Annotated in this window: 20 protein-coding genes and 1 pseudogene; 11 read left to right on the top strand and 10 right to left on the bottom strand. The window is 70.8% G+C overall.

The window, feature by feature from the left end:
• Nucleotides 1–110: 110 nt before the first annotated feature.
• The 7 genes from clpB to HUX53_RS06590 form a co-directional block, all read right to left on the bottom strand.
• Entirely contained in the window at nucleotides 111–2,708 is a 2,598-nt protein-coding gene (clpB, locus tag HUX53_RS06620) for an ATP-dependent chaperone ClpB (RefSeq protein ID WP_176402273.1), read from the bottom strand.
• A gap of 42 nt (nucleotides 2,709–2,750) precedes the next feature.
• Nucleotides 2,751–3,197 (bottom strand): heat shock protein transcriptional repressor HspR, encoded by a 447-nt coding sequence (locus tag HUX53_RS06615; protein WP_176402272.1) that lies wholly within the window; start codon nucleotides 3,195–3,197, stop codon nucleotides 2,751–2,753.
• A gap of 4 nt (nucleotides 3,198–3,201) precedes the next feature.
• Nucleotides 3,202–4,377, bottom strand: a complete 1,176-nt coding sequence (dnaJ, locus tag HUX53_RS06610) for a molecular chaperone DnaJ (protein ID WP_176402271.1) — start codon at nucleotides 4,375–4,377, stop codon at nucleotides 3,202–3,204.
• An 87-nt stretch (nucleotides 4,378–4,464) separates the two neighbouring features.
• Nucleotides 4,465–5,121, bottom strand: a complete 657-nt coding sequence (gene grpE / locus HUX53_RS06605) for a nucleotide exchange factor GrpE (protein WP_176402286.1) — start codon at nucleotides 5,119–5,121, stop codon at nucleotides 4,465–4,467.
• Nucleotides 5,115–6,977, bottom strand: coding sequence for a molecular chaperone DnaK (gene dnaK / locus HUX53_RS06600; RefSeq protein ID WP_176402270.1), 1,863 nt, complete (start codon nucleotides 6,975–6,977; stop codon nucleotides 5,115–5,117). The genes grpE and dnaK overlap by 7 nt, the downstream gene beginning before the upstream one ends.
• Before the next feature lie 202 nt (nucleotides 6,978–7,179).
• Nucleotides 7,180–7,479 (bottom strand): hypothetical protein, encoded by a 300-nt coding sequence (locus HUX53_RS06595; RefSeq protein WP_176402269.1) that lies wholly within the window; start codon nucleotides 7,477–7,479, stop codon nucleotides 7,180–7,182.
• On the bottom strand, nucleotides 7,476–7,790 hold the full coding sequence (locus HUX53_RS06590; RefSeq protein ID WP_176402268.1) for a hypothetical protein: 315 nt from the start codon (nucleotides 7,788–7,790) through the stop codon (nucleotides 7,476–7,478). The genes HUX53_RS06595 and HUX53_RS06590 overlap by 4 nt, the downstream gene beginning before the upstream one ends.
• A gap of 374 nt (nucleotides 7,791–8,164) precedes the next feature.
• On the opposite strand from HUX53_RS06590, the gene HUX53_RS06585 reads away from it, so the two are divergent.
• Genes HUX53_RS06585 through HUX53_RS06570 form a run of 4 tightly spaced genes read left to right on the top strand, consistent with a single transcriptional unit; the run spans nucleotide 8,165 to nucleotide 9,610 of the window.
• A complete protein-coding gene (locus HUX53_RS06585; protein WP_176402267.1) occupies nucleotides 8,165–9,028 on the top strand; it encodes a helix-turn-helix transcriptional regulator in 864 nt (287 codons plus the stop codon).
• On the top strand, nucleotides 9,015–9,221 hold the full coding sequence (locus HUX53_RS06580; protein WP_217919152.1) for a DUF397 domain-containing protein: 207 nt from the start codon (nucleotides 9,015–9,017) through the stop codon (nucleotides 9,219–9,221). Before HUX53_RS06585 ends, HUX53_RS06580 begins: the two co-directional genes overlap by 14 nt.
• Entirely contained in the window at nucleotides 9,211–9,411 is a 201-nt protein-coding gene (locus HUX53_RS06575; protein WP_176402266.1) for a DUF397 domain-containing protein, read from the top strand. The genes HUX53_RS06580 and HUX53_RS06575 overlap by 11 nt, the downstream gene beginning before the upstream one ends.
• Nucleotides 9,401–9,610 (top strand): DUF397 domain-containing protein, encoded by a 210-nt coding sequence (locus tag HUX53_RS06570; RefSeq protein WP_176402265.1) that lies wholly within the window; start codon nucleotides 9,401–9,403, stop codon nucleotides 9,608–9,610. The genes HUX53_RS06575 and HUX53_RS06570 overlap by 11 nt, the downstream gene beginning before the upstream one ends.
• Nucleotides 9,611–9,642: 32 nt before the next feature.
• Here HUX53_RS06570 and HUX53_RS06565 read toward each other — a convergent pair whose 3' ends face one another.
• A complete protein-coding gene (locus HUX53_RS06565) occupies nucleotides 9,643–10,245 on the bottom strand; it encodes a VanZ family protein (RefSeq protein WP_217919151.1) in 603 nt (200 codons plus the stop codon).
• A 43-nt stretch (nucleotides 10,246–10,288) separates the two neighbouring features.
• Here HUX53_RS06565 and HUX53_RS06560 point away from each other — a divergent pair, with 43 nt between their 5' ends.
• From HUX53_RS06560 to HUX53_RS06540, 5 genes and pseudogenes are all read left to right on the top strand, one after another.
• Nucleotides 10,289–10,711, top strand: a complete 423-nt coding sequence (locus tag HUX53_RS06560) for a hypothetical protein (protein ID WP_176402263.1) — start codon at nucleotides 10,289–10,291, stop codon at nucleotides 10,709–10,711.
• 63 nt (nucleotides 10,712–10,774) lie between these two features.
• Nucleotides 10,775–11,386 carry an RNA polymerase sigma factor gene (locus HUX53_RS06555; protein WP_176402262.1) on the top strand — a complete coding sequence of 204 codons (612 nt, stop codon included), beginning with the start codon at nucleotides 10,775–10,777 and terminating at the stop codon, nucleotides 11,384–11,386.
• A 98-nt stretch (nucleotides 11,387–11,484) separates the two neighbouring features.
• Nucleotides 11,485–12,546 (top strand): annotated as a pseudogene (locus HUX53_RS06550) (CU044_5270 family protein); the annotation flags it as partial.
• A 139-nt stretch (nucleotides 12,547–12,685) separates the two neighbouring features.
• Nucleotides 12,686–13,291 (top strand): RNA polymerase sigma factor, encoded by a 606-nt coding sequence (locus tag HUX53_RS06545; protein ID WP_176402261.1) that lies wholly within the window; start codon nucleotides 12,686–12,688, stop codon nucleotides 13,289–13,291.
• Nucleotides 13,288–14,463, top strand: a complete 1,176-nt coding sequence (locus tag HUX53_RS06540; RefSeq protein WP_176402260.1) for a hypothetical protein — start codon at nucleotides 13,288–13,290, stop codon at nucleotides 14,461–14,463. The genes HUX53_RS06545 and HUX53_RS06540 overlap by 4 nt, the downstream gene beginning before the upstream one ends.
• Before the next feature lie 192 nt (nucleotides 14,464–14,655).
• Here the strand turns inward: HUX53_RS06540 and HUX53_RS06535 are convergent, their stop codons facing one another.
• A complete protein-coding gene (locus HUX53_RS06535) occupies nucleotides 14,656–16,221 on the bottom strand; it encodes a 3-hydroxyacyl-CoA dehydrogenase (protein ID WP_176402259.1) in 1,566 nt (521 codons plus the stop codon).
• A 140-nt stretch (nucleotides 16,222–16,361) separates the two neighbouring features.
• On the opposite strand from HUX53_RS06535, the gene HUX53_RS06530 reads away from it, so the two are divergent.
• Nucleotides 16,362–17,570 (top strand): acetyl-CoA C-acetyltransferase, encoded by a 1,209-nt coding sequence (locus tag HUX53_RS06530; protein ID WP_176402258.1) that lies wholly within the window; start codon nucleotides 16,362–16,364, stop codon nucleotides 17,568–17,570.
• Nucleotide 17,571: 1 nt separating this feature from the next.
• On the opposite strand, the gene HUX53_RS06525 is transcribed toward HUX53_RS06530, so the two are convergent.
• Entirely contained in the window at nucleotides 17,572–18,177 is a 606-nt protein-coding gene (locus HUX53_RS06525) for a TIGR03086 family metal-binding protein (RefSeq protein ID WP_217919150.1), read from the bottom strand.
• 285 nt (nucleotides 18,178–18,462) lie between these two features.
• Between HUX53_RS06525 and HUX53_RS06520 the strand changes: the two genes are divergently transcribed.
• Nucleotides 18,463–20,610 (top strand): (Fe-S)-binding protein, encoded by a 2,148-nt coding sequence (locus tag HUX53_RS06520; protein WP_176402257.1) that lies wholly within the window; start codon nucleotides 18,463–18,465, stop codon nucleotides 20,608–20,610.
• The last annotated feature ends 207 nt before the right edge of the window (nucleotides 20,611–20,817 follow it).

The raw sequence follows: 20,817 nt of genomic DNA, 5'->3' as shown, positions 1-20,817 counted from the left end.
TTAATAATCCTCGAAGAGACCGTGAAGGCTCCCCGCCCGCCCGCGGCAGGCCGACACGCTGGGAGAACGCGACGGGCCGGCGCATCGCGCGCCGGCCCGCCGGACCCCGGTCACTTCGTGAGGGACAGCCCGCTCTTCGGCTCGACCGTCAGCTTGTCGGCGGCCTCGTCCAGCTCGACCACGACCTCGTCGCCGTCGCGGACCTCCCCGGAGAGCAGCTCGCGGGCGAGCTGGTCGCCGATCGCCGTCTGCACGAGGCGGCGCAGCGGCCGCGCCCCGTACAGCGGGTCGTAGCCGGTCAGCGCCAGCCACTCGCGCGCCGCGGGCGTGACGTTCAGCGTCAGCTGCCGGTCGGCGAGCCGCTCGGCCAGCTTGTCGACCTGCAGGTCCACGATCCGGGTCAGCTCGCTGGTCGACAGCGCGTCGAACAGGATCACGTCGTCGAGGCGGTTCAGGAACTCCGGCTTGAACGAGTTCCGGACGGCGTTCCACACCGCCTCCCGCTTCGCCCCGTTCTCCAGCGTCGGGTCCACGAGGAACTGCGACCCGATGTTGGACGTCAGGATCAGGATCGTGTTGCGGAAGTCGACCGTCCGGCCCTGCCCGTCCGTCAGCCGGCCGTCGTCCAGCACCTGGAGCAGGATGTCGAACACCTCGGGGTGCGCCTTCTCCACCTCGTCCAGCAGGACCGCCGAGTACGGGCGCCGCCGGACGGCCTCCGTCAGCTGCCCGCCCTCCTCGTAGCCGACGTATCCGGGCGGCGCGCCGACCAGCCGGGCGACGGAGTGCTTCTCGGAGTACTCGCTCATGTCGATGCGGGTCATCGCCCGCTCGTCGTCGAACAGGAACTCCGCGAGCGCCTTCGCCAGCTCGGTCTTGCCGACGCCGGTCGGGCCGAGGAACAGGAACGAGCCGGTCGGACGGTCCGGGTCGGAGATGCCCGCGCGGGCACGGCGCACCGCGTCCGACACCGTGCGGACGGCCGCCTCCTGCCCGATGAGGCGGTGGCCCAGCTCGTCCTCCATGCGGAGCAGCTTCGACGTCTCGCCCTCCAGCAGCCGGCCCGCCGGGATGCCCGTCCAGGACGCGACCACGTCGGCGACGTCGTCCGGGCCGACCTCCTCCTTGACCATCGCGTCGCGGTTCTCGGCCGCCTCCGACGCCTCCTCCAGCTGCTTCTCCAGCGCCGGGATCTCGCCGTAGGTGAGCCGCGCCGACGTCTCCAGGTCGCCGTCGCGCTGGGCGCGCTCCGCCTCGCCGCGCAGCTGGTCGATCCGCTCCTTGACCTCGCCGACCCGGTTCAGGCTCGCCTTCTCCTTGTCCCAGCGGGCGACGAGGCCGGTCAGGTGCTCCTGCCTGTCGGCGAGGTCGCGGCGCAGCCGGTCGAGCCGCTGCCGGGACGCCTCGTCGGTCTCCTTGGCGAGGTTCAGCTCCTCCATCTTCAGCCGGTCCACCGAGCGCTGCAGCTCGTCGATCTCCACCGGACGGGAGTCGATCTCCATCCGCAGCCGGGACGCCGCCTCGTCCACCAGGTCGATCGCCTTGTCCGGCAGGTACCGGGAGGTGATGTAGCGGTCCGACAGCGTCGCCGCCGCGACCAGCGCCGAGTCGTTGATCTGCACCTTGTGGTGCGCCTCGTAGCGGCCCTTCAGCCCGCGCAGGATCGCGATCGAGTCCTCCACCGTGGGCTCGCCGACGAACACCTGCTGGAAGCGGCGCTCCAGCGCGGCGTCCTTCTCGATGCGCTCGCGGTACTCGTCCAGCGTCGTCGCGCCGATCATGCGCAGCTCGCCGCGCGCCAGCATCGGTTTCAGCATGTTGCCGGCGTCCATCGCGCCCTCGGCCGCGCCCGCCCCGACGACGGTGTGCAGCTCGTCGATGAACGTGACGATCTGCCCCTCGCTCTGCTTGATCTCGTTCAGGACGGCCTTGAGCCGCTCCTCGAACTCGCCGCGGTACTTCGCGCCCGCGACCATCGCGCCGAGGTCCAGCGAGACGAGCTTCTTGCCGCGCAGCGACTCGGGCACGTCGCCCGCGATGATGCGCTGCGCCAGCCCCTCCACCACGGCCGTCTTCCCGACGCCGGGCTCACCGATCAGCACCGGGTTGTTCTTCGTCCGGCGCGACAGCACCTGGACGACCCGGCGGATCTCCGAGTCGCGGCCGATGACCGGGTCGAGCCGGCCGTCGCGGGCCGCCGCCGTCAGGTCGACGCCGTACTTCTCCAGCGACTGGTAGGTGCCCTCCGGGTTCTCGCTGGTGACGCGGGCGTGGCCGCGCACCTTCTCGAACGCGTCCAGCAGCGCCTGCGGCGTCGCGCCGAACTCCTTCAGCAGGCCCGCCGCCGGGCCGCCGTCCGCCGCGAGGCCGACCAGCAGGTGCTCGGTCGAGACGTACTCGTCCTCCAGCTGCTGCGCCCGGTTCGCCGCCGTGTTGATCGACCGCTGGAGCTGCGCGGCCAGCCGCGGGGACGACACCGTCGACCCCTGCGCCTTCGGCTTCGCGGCGAGCTGCTCCTCGGCCCGCCGCCGGATCGCCTGCCAGTCGGCGCCGACCGCCTCCAGCAGCGGCACCGCCGTCCCGTCCGGCAGCGCGATCAGCGCGACCAGCAGATGCTCCGGCTCGACCTCGGGGTGCCCCTCGGCCGCCGCCCTGCGGACCGCGACCGACACCGCCTCCTGGCTCTTCTGCGTCAGCTTGTAGTCCATGTCCCGTCCCCGTGAATGTGCTGTGCTTAATCAGAGTTGCGGTCAGTCGGTGTTGCGTTCGTGCCAGACGACGACGCTGGTGTGCCTGATCGGCACCAGGTCGGCGCCCGGCGTGCCGGTCGGGTCGCCGTGCCGCCGCTGCTGCGCCAGCCGCGCCGCGACCGCGCGGGTCGACTCGAGTTCGTTGGCGAGCTCCTCCAGCGCCGCGTGCGCCTTGCCGAGCTCCTCGCGGAGCCGCACGTTGTCGCGCTGCAGCTCCAGGATGTGCTTGATGCCGGACAGGTTGATGCCCTCCTCCTGGGAGAGCCGCTGGATCTCGCGCAGCATCACGATGTCGCGCATCGAGTAGCGGCGCCCCCGGCCCGCCGTCCGGCCCGGGGACACCAGGCCCATCCGGTCGTAAGTCCGCAGCGTCTGCGGATGCAGGCCGGACAGCTGCGCCGCCACCGAGATCACGTAGACCGGAGTGTCATCGCCGAACGGGTCCATGACCTCACTCCTGCCTGGCCTGCTGGATGATGTCGGCGCGCAGGTCCTCGCCGCCGCCCGTCTCGCGGAGCTTGGCCAGCGCCTCGCGGGACTGCTCGTCAAGCTTCTGCGGGATGTGCACGTCCACGGTGACGAGCAGGTCGCCCTTCGTCCCGTCGCGCCGGGTCGCGCCGCGGCCCTTCACCCGGAACGTGCGGCCGTTGGGCGTGCCCTCCGGCAGCTTCAGCGTGACGGGCTGCCCCTGGAACGTCGGCACCCGGATCTCGGCGCCGAGCGCCGCCTCGGGGAACGTCACCGGGATCGTCAGCGTGAGGTTGTCGGCGCTGCGTCCGAACACCGCGTGCGGCCGGACCTTGATGTTCACGTACAGGTCGCCGGACGGGCCGCCGTTCTCGCCGGGCGCGCCCTTGGCCTTCAGCCTGATCTTCTGGCCGTCGGCGACGCCCGCCGGGATGCGGGCCTGGATCGTCCGGGTGCCGGTCGCGCGGCCGCTGCCGTGGCAGGTCGGGCACGGGTCGTCGACGACGAGGCCCCGGCCGCGGCACTCCTTGCACGGCTCCTGGAAGCCGAAGTTGCCGAGGTTGCGGGTCTCGTGCCCGGTGCCCTCGCAGTTCGGGCACACCCGCGGCACCGTGCCGGCCTTCGCGCCCGTCCCGCGGCAGCTGTCGCAGGCCGCCTCGCTGGTCAGCTTGATCGGCACGGTCACGCCGTTCATCGCGCGGCCGAACGACAGCGTCACCTCGGTCTCCACGTCCGCGCCGCGCCGGGCGCGCCGCGTCCCCGCCGTGCGGGTGCCCCCGCCGCCGCCCCGGCCGAACAGCCCGCCGAACAGGTCGCCGATGCGCTCGCCGGTGCCGCCCGTCTGCGTCCCGGTGCCGCCCTGGCCGAACAGGTCGCCGAGGTCGAACCCGAAGCCGCCGCCGCCCTGCTGGCCGCGGAACCCGCCCGGCATCGACCGGACGCTGTCGTACTCCTTGCGGCGCTTCTCGTCGGACAGCACGTCGTAGGCTTCCGAGACCTCCTTGAAGCGGTCCTCGGCGTCGGCGTCGCCCTTGTTGGCGTCCGGGTGGTACTTGCGCGCCAGCTTCCGGTAGGACTTCTTGATCTCCTCCTGCGAGGCCGTCTTCGCGACACCGAGGACCTTGTAGTAGTCCTTCTCCAGGTAGTCCTTGGTGCTCACGGCGCCCCGCCTTCTGCTATCGCCACTTGCCACATGTCTGCACGCCCCCGATCGGGCCCGCCCCCGTGAGGGACGGGCCCATGGGGCTCACTCGCCGTCGTCGGCCGGCTCGTCGGCGGGCTTGTCCTCGCCGGCGTCCGGGTCGGGGTCGGCCACCGCGACGCGCGCCGCCCGCAGGATGCGCTCGCCGATCCGGTAGCCGGGCTGCAGGACGTCCACCACGCTCGTCTCGGTCACGTCCGCCGAGAGCGAGTGCATGAGCGCCTCGTGCACGTTCGGGTCGAAGGGCTCGCCCTTCTCCCCGTACCGCACCAGGCCGAGCTTGCCGGTGACCGCCTCCAGGCTCTCCGCGACGGACTTGAACCCGCCGGTGAGCTCGTCGTGGTCACGGGCGCGGCCGATGTCGTCCAGTACCGGGAGCAGTTCGGACAGCACCTGCCCGAGGGCCTGCTCGCGGACCGCGACCCGGTCGCGCTCGACGCGCCTGCGGTAGTTGTCGTACTCGGCCTTCAGCCGCTGCAGATCGGCGATGCGCTCCGCCAGCTGCTCCTGCAGCGCGGAGACCTCCTCGTCGGTCTTGTCGGTCTTGGCCGTCTTGCCGGCGCCCCCGTCGGCCGGGGCCTCCGGGGCCGGCGACTCCGCCGCCGGCACCCGGACTTCCCCCGTTTCGGGATCGATGCGCCGCTTGTCGCGGATCACCGGGCCCTCCTTCTCCTCGCCCTCACTGGGAGAGGACGTCACGATGCATCACCCTTCGGCTTGTCCTCGTCCACGATCTCCGCGTCGACGACCTCGTCGTCCTGCGGCCCCTGCGCGTCGGCCGTCGGGCCGTGGTCCTCGGCGCCGCCGGGCTGGCCGCCCTCGGGCTGCTGCGCGTACATCGCCGCGCCCATCTTCTGGGAGACCTGCGCGAGCTTCTCCGCCGAGCCCTTGATGGCGTCGACGTCGGTGCCCTCCAGGGCCTTCTTCACCTCGGCGACCGCGTCGCCCACCTCGGTCTTCAGCTCCGCGGGGACCTTCTCGTCGTTCTCCCGCAGGAACTTCTCGGTCGAGTACGCGAGGGTGTCGGCCTGGTTGCGAACGTCGGCCTCCTCCTTGCGCTTGCGGTCCTCCTCGGCGTAGTCCTCGGCGTCGCGCATCATCTTCTCGATGTCCTCCTTCGGCAGCGCGCTGCCTCCGGTGATGACCATCGACTGCTCGCGTCCGGTGCCCTGGTCCTTCGCGCTGACGTTCACGATGCCGTTCGCGTCGATGTCGAAGGTGACCTCGATCTGCGGGACGCCGCGCGGCGCCGGCGGCAGACCGGTGAGCTGGAAGGTGCCGAGCTTCTTGTTGTACGCGGCGATCTCGCGCTCGCCCTGGTAGACCTGGATCTCCACGGACGGCTGGTTGTCGTCGGCGGTGGTGAACGTCTCCGACCGCTTGGTCGGGATCGTGGTGTTCCGCTCGATGATCTTGGTGAAGATGCCGCCCTTGGTCTCGATGCCGAGGCTCAGCGGGGTCACGTCCAGCAGCAGGACGTCCTTGACCTCGCCCTTGAGCACGCCGGCCTGCAGGCTGGCGCCGATCGCGACGACCTCGTCCGGGTTGACGCCCTTGTTCGGCTCCTTGCCGCCGGTCAGCTCCTTCACCAGGTCGGACACGGCGGGCATCCGGGTCGAACCACCGACCAGCACGACCTGGTCGATCTTGTCCACGCCGATGCCGGCGTCCTTCAGCACCGACTGGAACGGCGCCTTGGTCCGGTCGAGCAGGTCGGAGGTCATCCGCTGGAACTCACCCCGGGTGAGCTTCTCGTCCAGGTGCAGCGGGCCCTCGGCGGACGCCGTGATGTACGGCAGGTTGATCTGCGTCTCGGACGAACCGGACAGCTCGATCTTCGCCTTCTCCGCCGCCTCGCGCAGCCGCTGCAGCGCCATCTTGTCCTTGGACAGGTCGACGCCGTTGGCGCTCTTGAACTTCTCGACCAGCCAGTCGACGACCTTCTGGTCCCAGTCGTCGCCGCCCAGGTGGTTGTCACCGCTGGTGGCCTTCACCTCGACCACGCCGTCGCCGACCTCCAGCAGGGAGACGTCGAACGTACCGCCACCGAGGTCGAAGACCAGGATGGTGGCCTCGTTCTCCTTCTCCAGGTGGTAGGCCAGCGCCGCCGAGGTCGGCTCGTTGATGATTCGCAGGACGTTCAGGCCCGCGATCTGGCCGGCCTCCTTGGTGGCCTGCCGCTGGTGGTCGGAGAAGTAGGCGGGCACCGTGATGACCGCGTCGGTCACGGTCTCGCCCAGGTAGGACTCCGCGTCCCGCTTCAGCTTCTGCAGCACGAACGCGCTCATCTGCTGCGGGTTGAAGTCCTTGTCGTCGATCTTGGTCTTCCAGTCGGTGCCCATCTCGCGCTTGACCGACCGGATGGTGCGGTCCACGTTGGTGACCGCCTGGCGCTTGGCGACCTCGCCGACGAGAACCTCGCCGTTCTTGGCGAAGGCGACGACGGACGGCGTGGTCCGCGACCCCTCCGCGTTCGCGATGACGGTGGGCTCGCCGCCCTCCAGGATCGCGACGACCGAGTTGGTCGTCCCGAGGTCGATGCCGACCGCACGTGCCATGTTCTCGTCCTCCGTCGTTCCGGTGTTATCGCAGCCCCGGTCGCCCCCAGGGCGCGGCCGGTCTCGTCTTCTCTCCGCAAGGTTGCCCGGATCGCGTCCCCTTGTCAAATGACTTGAGCCGACCCGACTCAACTTTGCTGACGACCTCTACAACAGGACGATTGAGCACCCTATTCCGGTTCCCGGCATCGGCCCCATCGGCTCAGAGTTCGCCCGGACGGAGGAGAACACCCTCGTGGCCATCCCTCGCCAGGAGGACGCACCGCCTCGTCCACACGACCCCGCCCTCGTCCCGCCGCGCCTTGCCGACGACCCCGAGGTCGATGTACTCGCTGTTGCCGTACATGGACACGGTGACGACCCGGATCGCACCGCACACACCCGTGGCCGCCCCGCGAAGAGCGAGATCGACGTTGGTGATCGCGGCGTCCATGTCATCGGTCACGCCGGCCTGCCCGTCCTCGACGTCCCAGGCGTACATCTGCGGCACCCGCGCCTTCACCGCCAGCCCCCGACCAGAACGCGCCGCCGCCGCTTCGGCCGCACGTGCGAGGGCCGCGACGTTTTCCGGGGCCGGGAGGGAGCGGTCGGACGGGGCCGCGCCTCCCGTCCGAGGGCCTCGCGAACCTTGCCGGCGAGCTGCCGAGGGGTGTCCGCCTCCACCAGCCGGTCGTTCACCAGCGCCCACCAGTGCCCCGTGTACTCGCCGAACCACGCTCGGACGCCGGGGAACGCGGCCTCCAGGTCGCGCCGGATCTGGTCTGGGTCGAGGTAGACCCAACTCGTCGCGGAGCAATCAGCTAGGTTGCGCATAGATCGGACCTCACTCCGATTGAGGCCCCGGGCGTAACGGTGTTCCAGCACCTGTCCCGGGGCCGCCCTATATCTACGAGCCCGCAGGGACGCGACTCGCTCTTGTAACGCCACGCGCCGGGAGCCCGGGGGTGAGCCCCCGCCGCGCAACGCCCCGCCGGCACGATCCCGCACCGACGACGCAACCGCCGTCCGCACCTGGGGGTAGAGCGTCGACGGCCACGCGACGAACCTTCACCTGCGTCAAGTGACGCTGCGGAGTCAGTTCGACACGGGAAGGATGACATGGACAAGTACAGGGCGCTACTACTTGTCGAAGATTCCGTTCGGTATTTGACTGCGCACTCTTGGTCATCGCTGGGAGACTGGCGCCCATGCCGATCGACCACGGGCCCACCGCTCGCCACCGTCGCCTGGCGGCGGAGCTTCGACGTCTCCGGGAGGAGGCTCGGCTGACGCCCGAGGCCACATCCGGGCTTCTGGGCTGGAGCCGCCCGAAGCTCGTCCGCATCGAGACGGCCAAGGGCAGGCCCACCGTGGCCGACGTCGAGCGCATATTGGACGTCTACGGCACCGACTACGCGACCCGGGCAGCGCTACTCCAACTCACCCGCGACATTCGTACCCGAGGCTGGTGGGCCGCCTTCGGCGACGTCCTCGCCGGCGGCTATGCCGAGTTGGAGGACGCGGCCGACCGCATCCGGACATGGCAAACGGAAGCTGTCCCTGGTCTGCTCCAGACCCCTGAATACGCTCGTGTCCTGATCGCAGGCGAATTTCTGGACGACAAGGCCGAGATCGATCGCCGGTTACAGGCCCGGATAGCGAGGCGTGCCCGGTTTGCCCGTTCCGACGCGCCCGAACTCGACATCCTCCTGGCAGAGGAGATCCTCCGCCGTCCGGTCGGCGGGCCGGCGGTGATGACGAGCCAGCTCATGACGCTGATAGAGGCGGCGGAACAACCGTCGGTGGCCATCCGCATCGTTCCCATGGCACACGGGTACCGGCCCGGCCTCGGCGAAGGCTCAGTGGACGTTTTTGAGTTCTCGTCGCCCCTGGAACTCGACACCGCACACGTGGAAACTATGGGGGGAAGTATGTACATCGAGGACATCGCGCAAGTACGGCGCTGCAACTCGGTGCTGGACCGCATCGCCGACGCGGCCCTGTCCCAAGAGGATTCGGTAGCGATCATCGCCGCCGTCTGTGAGGAGTTCCAAGTCCATGTCGATGCTTAGGTTCCCCGCCGAAGCCCAGTGGCGGATCAGTAGCCACTCAGGGGCAGGTAACAACACGTGTGTAGAGGTGGCGCTCAACGTTCCCGGTGTTGTGGGGGTTCGTGATTCGGTGGATCCGGATGGGCCTGTGCTGGTGGTCTCGCCGTCCGCGTGGCGTGTGCTGACGTCCCGGATCAAGAACGATGACGTCTAGCCCATCCGTCGCCGAGTGGCGGATCAGCAGCCACTCGGGGGGCGGCAACAGCACGTGTGTAGAGGTGGCGCTCAACGTTCCCGGTGTCGTGAGGATTCGTGATTCGGTGGATCCGGATGGGCCTGTGCTGGTGGTCTCGCCGTCCGCGTGGCGTGTGCTGACGTCCCGGATCAAGAACGATGACGTCTAGCCCATCCGTCGCCGAGTGGCGGATCAGTAGCCACTCGGGGGGAGGTAATAGTTCGTGTGTAGAGGTGGCGCTCAACGTTCCCGGTGTCGTAGGCGTCCGTGATTCGGTGGATCCGGATGGGCCTGTGCTGGTGGTCTCGCCGTCCGCGTGGCGTGTGCTGACGTCCCGGATCAAGGGTGGGGGCTTGGCCATTCGCTGATCAGCCTTCGATCACGTTGGGCGGCGGGCGGGTCAGCGGGTTGTGTGCCACCAGGGGCGGGAGGCCAGGGCGGCTAGGGCGGCGCCGGTGGCGTTGAGGAGGACGTCGTCCACGGAGGACACCCGGCTCAGTTGCAGGACGTACTGCGCGGTCTCGACCAGGGCGGAGCAAGCTGCGCCGAGCGCCAGGATTCGCGGTACCGACGCCAGCGCCGTGAAGCGCAGCGGGGTGAAGAATCCGAGGGCGGCGAAGACCAGCAGGTTGCCGACGACCTGGCCCGTGTCCATCGTGACCAGGTCGCGCAGCGGCACCAGGCTCACGACGGCGCCGCCCTCGTCCCCCGGCAGCAGGATCATCCAGACCCACGGCACCGTCCCGTAGACGATGCCGACCTCGGCCAGCGACCTCCGCCACGCCGACGTGGCGCCGGCGGCACTGCGACGGCGAGCCAGAGCCCACACCAGCAGTGCGGCCAGCGGGAATGCGGCCACCGCGATGAGCGCGACGCCGTTGAACGTACCGACCCACACGTGCCAATCCGGGCTGCGCATCGGCAGGGACAACATCCTCAGCACCATGCCGACCGGTCCGAACGCGGCGATCGCCGCGCCGAGGATCGCCAGGCCGGCCAGCACGATCCTGCGTGTATGGGGGGCTGACGACGATGCGCTCTGGTCCATGGCTGCATTGAAGACGGTGGGTCGTATCGCGGGCGTATGCGTTTCCGCGAAGTCGATCAACCTTCCGGACGGGCGAGGTGCAAGCCCCGCTCGTTCCGCAAGGGGCAGCGAGGGCGGCGTCGGGACGGTCGGCACGGCCGACTCCGCGCTGACGTACGAGCTCGGCGTCGGGCGGCTCGATGTGGGCGAGGCTGCGGGCGTCCCGGTCCTCGCCGCGCGGAGCATCGTGGACCTCGGCACCCCCGAGTGTGGCGCGCTGCCGGGGGAGGCTCGGCCCGCCCGGCTGGTGCTCGGCGCCGAGGTCGTTGACCGCAGGGGCCAGGCGCTGTGGTGGACGACTGGGCGGCCCCGCTCCCGGGCAAGGGGCGGGCCGTTCGTTGCGGGGCAGCGCCTGGCGCGTCCGGTGGGTCGGCTGGAGTGAAAGTGGTGACGGGGTTCGGGTGATACGTCTGCGACCGCCATCCGTGCGACGGAAAGGCACCACATGACGGGGAACCCCCTCGCCGCGGCGCGGCCGGGTCGGGCCGATCCCGGTCCGGCCGCGCCGCGGCCGTCCCTGCACGACCCCGAACGGTTCGGTGAGGTGTTCGACGCCCACTTCGCCGAGATCCACGGGTACGCCGCCAAGCGGCTCGGCCCGGACGCCGCGTCCGACATCGCCTCCCAGACGTTCCTGGAGGCGTTCCGCCACCGCGACCGCTTCGACCCGGCACGGGCCAACGTGCGGACGTGGCTGTACGGCATCGCGACCAACGTCATCGGCAGGCACCGGCGCAGCGAGGTGCGCGGGCTGCGGGCCCGCGCGCGGCTCGGTCCTGTCCGGGACGAGGGCGGGCACGCCGACCGGGTGGACGCCCGGGTCAGCGCGCAAGGCCTGCGCGGACGGCTGGCCGGCGCGATCGCCGCGCTGCCGGACGGCGAGCGCGACGTGCTGCTCCTCGTCGCGCTCGCCGACCTCACCCACGAGGAGGTCGCGGCGGCCCTGGACGTCCCCTACGGGACGGTCGGGTCGCGGCTGAGCCGGGCCAGGAAGAAGGTGCGCGAGGCACTCGGCGGCACGAACCCGATGCACGAAAGGGAGGACGACCATGGATGAGCTGCGGACGATCCGCGAGGCGTACGGGGAGCCGGAGCCGCCGACGCTGCGGGAGATGACCGAGGCCCGCGCCGCGATGCTCGGGACGCCGCCGCGCAAGGCGCGTCCGGTTCGGGTGGCAGCTCCGCCTGGGCGTCGGGGTGGTTGCGGCGGGCGCCGCGGTGGCCGCCGCCGTCGCGGTCACCGCTCCGGGCTCGCCGGAGGACGCGCCGGCACGCGTGGACCTGAACAAGCAGGCCGTGCTGGCGGCCGCGGCGAAGGCGGAGCTGCTGCCGACCGGCGCGTACTGGTACACCGACCAGATCCAGGGCCAGTCCTACATGATGCGGCCGAAGACCGGGAGCTACGCGATCGTCGGCGCGCACAGCGAGACGTTCCGGTGGGCCGCCGCGAAGAAGGGCGGCGGAGAGGCGTTTTACGGGCGCTTCCTTGCCGCCAGGCCGCTGACGGAGCAGGACGAGGCGGCGTGGAAACGTGCCGGCTCGCCGGCGAAGTTCAGGGTGTGGTCGAACGACCACTACAGCACCTACACCCGGAAGACCACGGAATGGAGGGTGGACGACCCGGACCCGGCGGGCGGGGGCCGCTGGCTGGACGGCAAGACCGCCCACCAGCTCCAGGACCTGCCGACCGACCCGCAGGCGCTGGCCGCGATGTTCTTCAAGCCGGCGTTGAGCCCGATGTCGCCGGAGAAGCGCGCGGCACTTCGCGAGCGCGGCGTCAAGCCGCGCACCCCGCCGCCGATGACGCCGCGTGACAAGGTCCTGCGGGTCGAGGACCTGATGATGGAGGCCCCCCTCTCCCCGGCCGTCCGGGCCGGGCTGATGCGGGCCCTCGCCGCGCAGCCGGGGGTCCGGGCGATCGGATCCGTGGTCGATGAGCTGGGGCGCAGGGGCGTGGCGCTGGCCGCCGACAACGGCACCGCCCGCGTCGGCGGCGAGTACGGCGCGCCCGCCGGCGAGCAGGGCGACTTCGACTCCCGGGAGGAGATCATCTTCGACCCGGGGACGGGTGGGCTGCTGGGCAGCCGGACCGTGCTGACCAGGCCCGGCGGCGCGTACCGGACCCGTGCGCCCGGCTTCGTGATCAACTACTGGCTCGTCCGGGACTCGGGCTGGACGGACGCCAAGCCGAAGCCGCCCGCGAAACCGCCCTTCTGACCAGGGCGGGCGCCCTCCGTCCGGACATCCGGGTGTCCGGACGGAGGGCGCGGCCTGCGGTGGCGCGGGGGCGTGAAGGGGGATCGGGAGTTCGGCTGAGAACCGGGTGACCGAGTTCCCGCACAGCGAGGATCACCCCATGGCCCATCACCGCCCACCGGATTCCGGTGGGGACGCCTCCGATGCGGAGGCGATCGTCCGGTCGCGGCGCGAGCCCGCCGCGTTCGCGGAGATCTTCCATCGGCACTTCGCCGCGATCCACGGATACGTGGCGCGGCGGCTCGGCTCGGACGCCGCGGACGACATCGCCGCCGAGGTCTTCCTGGCCGCGTTCCGCAAGCGCGGCCGGTTCGACCCGGCGCGCGGGTCGGTCCGTCCCTGGCTGTACGGCATCGCGACCCGGCTGATCGGGACGCACCGGCGTGCGGAGGGACGCCGGTACCGGGCGCTGGCGCGCACGCCCGCCGACTCCGTCCAGGACGGGCACGAGGACCTCGTCGCGGCGCGCGTCACCGCCGGCGGCGCGGGACAGGACCTGGCCGACGCGCTGGCCCGGCTGCCGCGCGGGGACCGGGACGTCCTGCTGCTGGTGGCGCTGGCCGACCTGACCTATGAGGAGGTCGGGCAGGCACTCGGCATCAAGACGGGCACGGTCGGGTCCCGCCTGAACCGTGCCCGCCGGCGCCTGCGGGAGGCGCTCGGCGGAAACCATCCGGCCCTGATCGCGGAGGAGGCGACGGCATGAAAGAGATCGACGAGCTGAACAAGGTGCGGGTGCTGCTGGGCACGCCTCCGGCCCCTTCGCCCGAGGCGTCCGCGAAGGCGTTCGGGAAGCTAGAGGAGGAGATGTCGGGCCGCGTCCGGGTGGGGCGACGATGGTTCGGGCTGGGCGCGGGCCTCGTCGCGGCGGGTGCGGCGGCAGCCGTCGCCATCGCCGTCACGGGCCAGGGGACACCGGGTTCGCCGGAGTCGCCGGCCGGCGTCGAGATGCCCAGGGACGCGGTACTCGCGGCGGCGGCCAAGGTCGAGCTCACGCCGACCGGCAAGTACTGGTACACCGACCGCCTGGACGGGCAGTCGTACATCATCCGGGCGAAGACCGGCACGTACGCGATCGTCGGCGCGGCGAGCGAGTCGTTCAGCTGGACCGGCCTGAAAAAGGGGACCGGCGAGGCGTACTACGGCCGCGACCTGCCCGCCAGGCCGCTCACCGCGCAGGACGAGGCGGCGTGGAAGAAGGCCGGTTCCCCGTCCAGCTTCCGGGTCTGGTCGAACGACCACTACTACACCTACACGGCCAAGGCGACGCAGTGGCGGTCGGACGGCCCGGAGGTCGGCATCGACCCGGACGGCGGCGGTGAGTTCCTGGGCAAGCCGGCCGCGGAGTGGCAGAACCTGCCGACCGACCCGGGCAAGCTCGCGAAGATGTTCCTGAACGAGGCGGAGACGCGTCCGGGGATGGGTCTCCCGGAGAAGTCCGCGCGCAAGGTGCTCGCCTCGCAGTCGGCTTCCGCCCAGATCTGGCGCGCGTCGTCGATCCTCGGCGGCACCCCGGTCTCGCCGAAGGTGCGGGCGGGCCTGATGCGCGCACTGGCCGCGCAGCCGGGCATCGACGCGATCGGCCGCACCGCCGACCCGCTGGGCCGCCAGGGCGTGGCGCTGGCCTCCGGCGAGCGCACCGCGACGATCACCGGCGAGTACGGCGGGCCGAAGGCCGAGCGGGGGACCTACGGGCACCGCCAGGTGATCGTCTTCGATGAGCGGACGGGCGCGCTGCTGTCCGTCCAGGACCAGCTGACCAAGCCCGGGGGACCGTACGCGGAGATGAAGCCGGGCTTCATCATCAACTACGTGGCCGTCCGCTCGTCGGGCTGGACCGACGCGAAGCCGAAGCCGCCCGCGGAACTGCCCTTCTGACCTTCCGGGCCGGGGGCGGGTGAGCGCTGCCGTTATCCCTTGGCGAAAGCCGCCTCCCCCTGCGATGCCCCCCGCCCGGCGTCCGGGCGGGGGGCATCGCGCTCGGCAGGCCGAGGACGCGCCTGCCGAGGCGGTCGCCGCCGTCCGGACGTGCTCGGCGCCGTCCCGTCCCCGACAGCACCCCCGAACCCGTCAGGACGTGAGGTCGGTGGGGATGGTGCCGGTTTCGGTGAGGGGGAGGCCCAGCATCGCGCGTTCGGTCAGCCAGGTGCTGGGACGGTAGCGGGGGTCGCCCGTGGTTTCGTGTAGGCCGCGCAGGATTTGGAGGATGCGGTTGGCGCCCTCGTGTTCGCCCCACTCCAGCGGGCCGCGCGGGTAGCCGAGCCCTAGGCGGACGGCGGTGTCGATGTCCTGCGGACGGGCGAGACGCTGCTCGGCGATGCCGCAGCCCACGTTCACGATCGAGGCGAGGAGCCGCTGGGCCACGGGGGCCGGGGCGTCGCGGACGATGCTCACGTCGCGTCCGGTAGCGGAGAGGGCGGCGAGACCGGCGCGGCCTGCGTCCTTGTCCAAGCCCGGGTGCACCATCACGGTCAGGCGGGTGAAGAACCCACCGAACGGGTCAACGCCCAAGGTGCGGTCTAGGGGAAGGCTCTCGGCGGCGGCGACAGTGCTCTGCCCGAAGGGGGCGACTAGTACGACGGCCTGGTCGGACGGCTCGTCCCCCGACTCGACCTCGACACCGGACGTCGAGAGCAGCGCGCCCAATGCTTCACGGACGTCGCCGTGCACCCACACTGGGCGCGGCTCCACCGGCGGGACGGTGACCTCCGGTGGCTCTTGCTTGGCGTCGTCCACATACTTGTAGAAGCCCTCGCCCGTCTTGCGTCCGTACAGGCCGGCCTCAAGGCGCGCCCGTCCGATCCTGGACGGACGGAACCGCGGCTCCGTGTAGAACCCCGTCCAGATCGACTCCATGACGGGGTGCGACACGTCCATCCCGGTGAGGTCGAGCAGTTCGCAAGGCCCCATCTTGAGCCCCAGGACGTCCCGCGCGATGCGGTCGATGTCGACGGGCTCAGCGACCCCTTCGGAGAGGATTTGCAGGGCCTCCGTCACCAGTCCGCGCCCAGCGTGGTTGACGAGGAACCCAGGCGCGTCCGGCGCGACCACCGGTTCATGGCCGAGACGCCTCACCAAGTCGGAAAGGGCGCTCGGAACCCACTCCGCCGTACGCGCCCCCGGAATCACCTCTACGAGACGCATCAACGGCACCGGATTGAAGAAATGAAGCCCCGCCACCCTGGACGGATCCTCCAAAGCGGCCGCGATCGCCGTCACCTGCAGCGAACTGGTGTTGGTCACCAGGATCGTGTGCTTCGGACACACCTTCTCCAGGGACGTGAACAGTTCCCGCTTGCTCTCGATGTCCTCCCGGACGGCCTCGACCACCAGATCGCAGTCCTGGAACGGGGTCAGCGGCTCACCGACCGGCCGGAGCCGTCCCTTGGCGGCCTCCGCGTCCTCCGCGGTCATCCGCCCCTTGCTCACCAGCTTGTCGAACATGCCGCCGATGTACTCGGTCGCGGCGACCACGGCCTCCATCCGGATGTCGGCCAACTCCACGGTCAGCCCGCCCGCCGCGGCGAGCTGCGCGATCCCCCGTCCCATCGCCCCCGTGCCGATCACCCGGACCGTCGTCGCCTGCCGCGCCCACTGCTCCACCGTCGCCTCCTCGCTCGTCCGCTCCCCACGCATTCAACCCCCACGGCCCCTAGCCGCAGGGACCAGGGCTGCCGGACGGCACGGCCATCGGCGGATGGAGAACCGGGCGGCGGGCTCGCGAGGCGGGGCCGTAACCTGCGAAGTGCCCGCTACCCGGGCCTGAGGAGCCCACCATGCGCGACGCGGTGATCTGCGAGCCGCTGCGTACCCCGATCGGCCGGTTCGGCGGGACGCTGAAGACCGTCCCGCCCGTCGAGCTCGCCGCCACCGCCATCCGCGCGCTGGTCGAGCGGACCGGCCTGCCCGGCGACGCGGTCGACGAGGTGATCCTCGGCCACTGCTACCCCACCGCCGACGCCCCCGCGATCGGACGCGTCGCCGCGCTGGACGCCGGGCTGCCCATCTCCGTCGGCGGCGCGCAGATCGACCGGCGCTGCGGGTCCGGGCTGCAGGCCGTCCTGGACGCGGCCATGCAGATCCAGACCGGCGTCAGCGACGTGATCATCGCGGGCGGCGCGGAGAGCATGAGCAGCGCGCCGTTCTACACGACGAAGGCGCGCTGGGGCGTCCGCGGCCCCTCCCTCGAACTGCACGACGCGCTGGCGCAGGGCCGCGTCACCGCCGGCGGCGCCAACTACCCGGTGCCCGGCGGCATGCTGGAAACCGCCGAGAACCTGCGCCGCGAGTACGGCATCGGACGCGCGGAGCAGGACGAGCTGGCCGTCCGCTCCCACCAGCGCGCCGTTGCCGCGCAGCAGTCGGGCGTGTTCGCGGAGGAGATCGTCCCGGTGACCGTGAAGGCCCGGAAGGGGGACACGGTCGTCGACACCGACGAGCACCCGCGCCCCGACACCACGATGGAGACCCTTGGGAAGCTGCGTCCCGTCCTCGGCAAGCAGGACGCCGAGGCCACGGTGACGGCCGGGAACGCCAGCGGCCAGAACGACGCCGCCGCCGTCTGCGTCGTCACGACCCCGGAACGCGCCGCCGAGCTGGGCCTGCGCCCCCTCGTCCGGCTCGTCTCGTGGGGCCGCGCGGGCGTGCCGCCCAAGACCATGGGCATCGGCCCCGTCCCCGCCACCGCCAAGGCCCTGGCCGCCGCCGGCCTCACCCTCGCCGACATGGACCTGATCGAGCTGAACGAGGCGTTCGCCGCGCAGGTCCTCGCCGTCGCCCGCGAATGGGACCTCAAGGACGCCGACTGGGACCGCGTCAACGTGCACGGCTCCGGCATCTCCCTTGGCCACCCCGTCGGCGCGACCGGCGCCCGCATCCTCGCCACCCTCGCCCGCGAGATGCACCGCCGCGACGCCCGCTACGGCCTCGAAACAATGTGCATCGGCGGCGGCCAGGGCCTGGCCGCCATCTTCGAACGCCTCTGAGTCATGAGGCGGTTGAGGGCGGGGTCCAGGAGGGGGTGCGGCCGGTCAGGGCTATGAGGCGGTCTAGGGCGGGAGCGTTGGCGGGGGTTTCCACGGCGGGGCCGAAGAGGCCGGGGACGCCCTGGCCGCCGCTCTGCTCGACCGTCGGGGCGACGAAGGCGAGGCAGGACTCGATCTCGTCCTTGCCGGCGTCGTAGGGCTGGCCGGTGGCGCGGGCGATGTCCCAGCCGTGCACGACCAGTTCGTTGAGCGCGACGTTTCCGGCCTGGTCGCCGGGCAGGTCGATGCCGCCGGCCTTCGTCATGCCCTGCCAGGCGTCGGGGGAGCGCCACGCGGCGGCGAGCGCGTCGAGCCGCTCGGGGACGCGGGCGCGCCAGTCCTGCGGGAGGCGGGACGCGTCGCTGGACGGGGGCTGCGACCCGCCGGCCGGGAAGTCCTTCGTGGCGGCCCAGGTGAAGGCGAGGGCCAGGCCGTTGACGTGGTCGATGAGCGCACCGAGGGGGGTGTCCGCACAGGGGGTGGGGGAGGCGAGCTGAGAGTCGGGGACGTTCGCGAGCAGGGCGGCCATGCGCCGGGCGGCGGGCGCGAGGTCTGGCATCGAGGGCATCGGGGTTCCTCCGTTCCGGTGGACGGGACGGGACTGGACGTGTCCCGTCCTGTGCTATGGACTCGGGAACCCGCCGATACTCATCGGCGCGCGAAATCTCTAAGGTATGACGGGCGGAACGCGTCCGGTCGGCGGCTCGATGGCCTGGAAAGGGGCCGGGAATGGTCTGACCAGGGCAGGTGACGCATAAGCTACTACCGAGTAGTATTCGGGCCCCGGGTGAAGAGCAGTCTTTCGCGAGCCCTACGCTGACTGCCAACGCCCGTACCCCAGGAGGACGGAACAGTGTTCTGGATCACATTGGCCATTGGGCTCGCCGGAACGGCGGTCGCGCTGGCGCTCGCCGGTCGGCGGGTGCTGTTCCTGTACAAGATCGGCGCGAGCGGGCAGCCCGACCCCGAGCGGACGCTGCAGGTCAGGCGTGAGCCCAAGAAGGCCGTCGAGGGCCAGGCCGTCGAGGTCCTGGGGCAGCGCAAACTCCTGAAGTGGACGGTCGCCGGCCTGTCGCACGCGGCCGTCATGTGGGCGTTCATCCTGCTGCTGACGGTCTACATCGAGGCCGCCGTCGCGCTGCTGGTCGGGCTGGACGCCAAGATCCCCGGCTTCCAGACCTGGGGGCCGATCGGGTTCGTCCAGGACACCATCGCGCTGGCGTGCACCGCCGGGCTGATCGTGTTCACCGCGATCCGGTTCAAGAACTCGCCGAAGCGGCTGGACCGCAAGTCCCGGTTCAAGGGCTCGCACCTGTCCGGCGCCTGGTGGACGCTGTTCCTGATCTTCAATGTGATCTGGACGATGTTCTTCTTCCGCGGTGTCGAGTGGGCCGCCGGCAACCTCCCGTACGGCAAGGGCGCCTACTTCTCCTACCTGGTCGGCCAGCTGTTCGAGGGCATGAACCCGGACACGCTGGAGGTCCTGGAGTCGATCGGCCTGCTGCTGCACATCGCCGTCGCGCTGATCTTCCTGGTGTTCGTCGTCCACTCCAAGCACCTGCACATCTTCCTGGCGCCGCTGAACGTCATGTTCAAGCGCCGCCCGGACGGCATGGGCGCCGCGCAGCCGATGATGTCCGGCGGCAAGCCGCTGGACTTCGAGGAGGCCGACCCCGACGAGGACGTCTTCGGCCGCGGCAAGATCGAGGACTTCACCTGGAAGGGCTTCCTCGACATGGCGACCTGCACCGAGTGCGGTCGCTGCCAGTCCCAGTGCCCCGCCTGGAACACCGGCAAGCCGCTGTCGCCGAAGATGCTCATCCTGGAGCTGCGCGACCACGCGCTGGCCAAGGCGCCGTACATGGTCGCATCGGAAGAAGCTCGTAGCGAGTTCACCGACGAGCAGAAGCTCGCCATGCAGGTGGACAAGGAGCTCGTCGCCGACGACGGCGTCATCCACCCCGACGTCCTGTGGTCCTGCACCAACTGCGGTGCGTGCGTCGAGCAGTGCCCGGTCGACATCGAGCACATCGACCACATCCTGGACATGCGCCGCTTCCAGGTCATGATCGAGTCCTCGTTCCCGTCCGAGGCCGGCGTCATGCTGAAGAACCTGGAGAACAAGGGCAACCCGTGGGGCATGTCCGAGATGAAGCGCCTCGAATGGATCGAGGAGCTGGACTTCGAGGTCGACGTCGTCGACGACAAGGTCGCCGAGGACACCGAGTACCTGTTCTGGGTCGGCTGCGCCGGCGCCCTGGAGGACCGGGCCAAGAAGACCACCAAGGCCGTCGCCGAGCTGCTGCACATCGCGGGCGTCAAGTTCGCCGTCCTCGGCCCCATGGAGGCGTGCACCGGTGACCCGGCCCGCCGCCTCGGCATGGAGTTCGTCTTCCAGATGCTCGGCCAGCAGAACGTCGAGACGCTGAACGACGCGGGCGTCAAGAAGATCGTCGCGACCTGCCCGCACTGCTTCAACACCCTGGCCAACGAGTACCCGCAGATCGGCGGGAACTACGAGGTCGTCCACCACACCCAGCTGCTCGCGCACCTGGTCGAGGAGGGCAAGCTCACCCCGGTCGCCCCGATCGAGGAGAACATCACCTACCACGACCCCTGCTTCCTGGGCCGCCACAACAAGGTCTACAAGCAGCCGCGCGACATCATGGCGACCGTCCCCGGCGTCAAGACCCAGGAGATGCACCGGCACAAGGACCGCGGCTTCTGCTGCGGCGCCGGCGGCGCCCGGATGTGGATGGAAGAGCGCATCGGCAAGCGCATCAACACCGAGCGCGTCGACGAGGCCCTGGAGACCAACCCCGACACCGTCTCCACCGCCTGCCCGTTCTGCCTGGTCATGCTGGGCGACGCCATCAACGAGAAGAAGAACGAGGGCGCGGCCAAGGAGTCCCTGGAAGTCGTGGACGTCTCCCAGCTCCTGATCCGCTCCATCAAGGGCGAGGGCCTCCCCGAACAGAAGGAGCCCGTCGCCGCCGAATAACCCACCGCCCAAAGCAGGACCCCGAGCCCCCGCGGCCCGGGGTCCTACTTTTCTTTTCGGGGGCCGAGCGCAGGCTCGTCGGCGGTGCTTGTCGGTGTCGGTCGGGCGAGGTGGGACCCGAGTGAGCGTGGGTTGGGGGCTTGTTTCGGGGCTGGGAGTTGGTTTGGTGGCGGGTTTTAGAGGCCGGGGGCCGGTTCTACGGGGGGT

The organism is Actinomadura sp. BRA 177 (genome assembly GCF_013372625.1).
GTDB lineage: Bacteria > Actinomycetota > Actinomycetes > Streptosporangiales > Streptosporangiaceae > Spirillospora.
The sequence above is the reverse complement of the archived record's forward strand: the minus strand, read 5'-3'. Positions and strand labels throughout refer to the sequence as shown.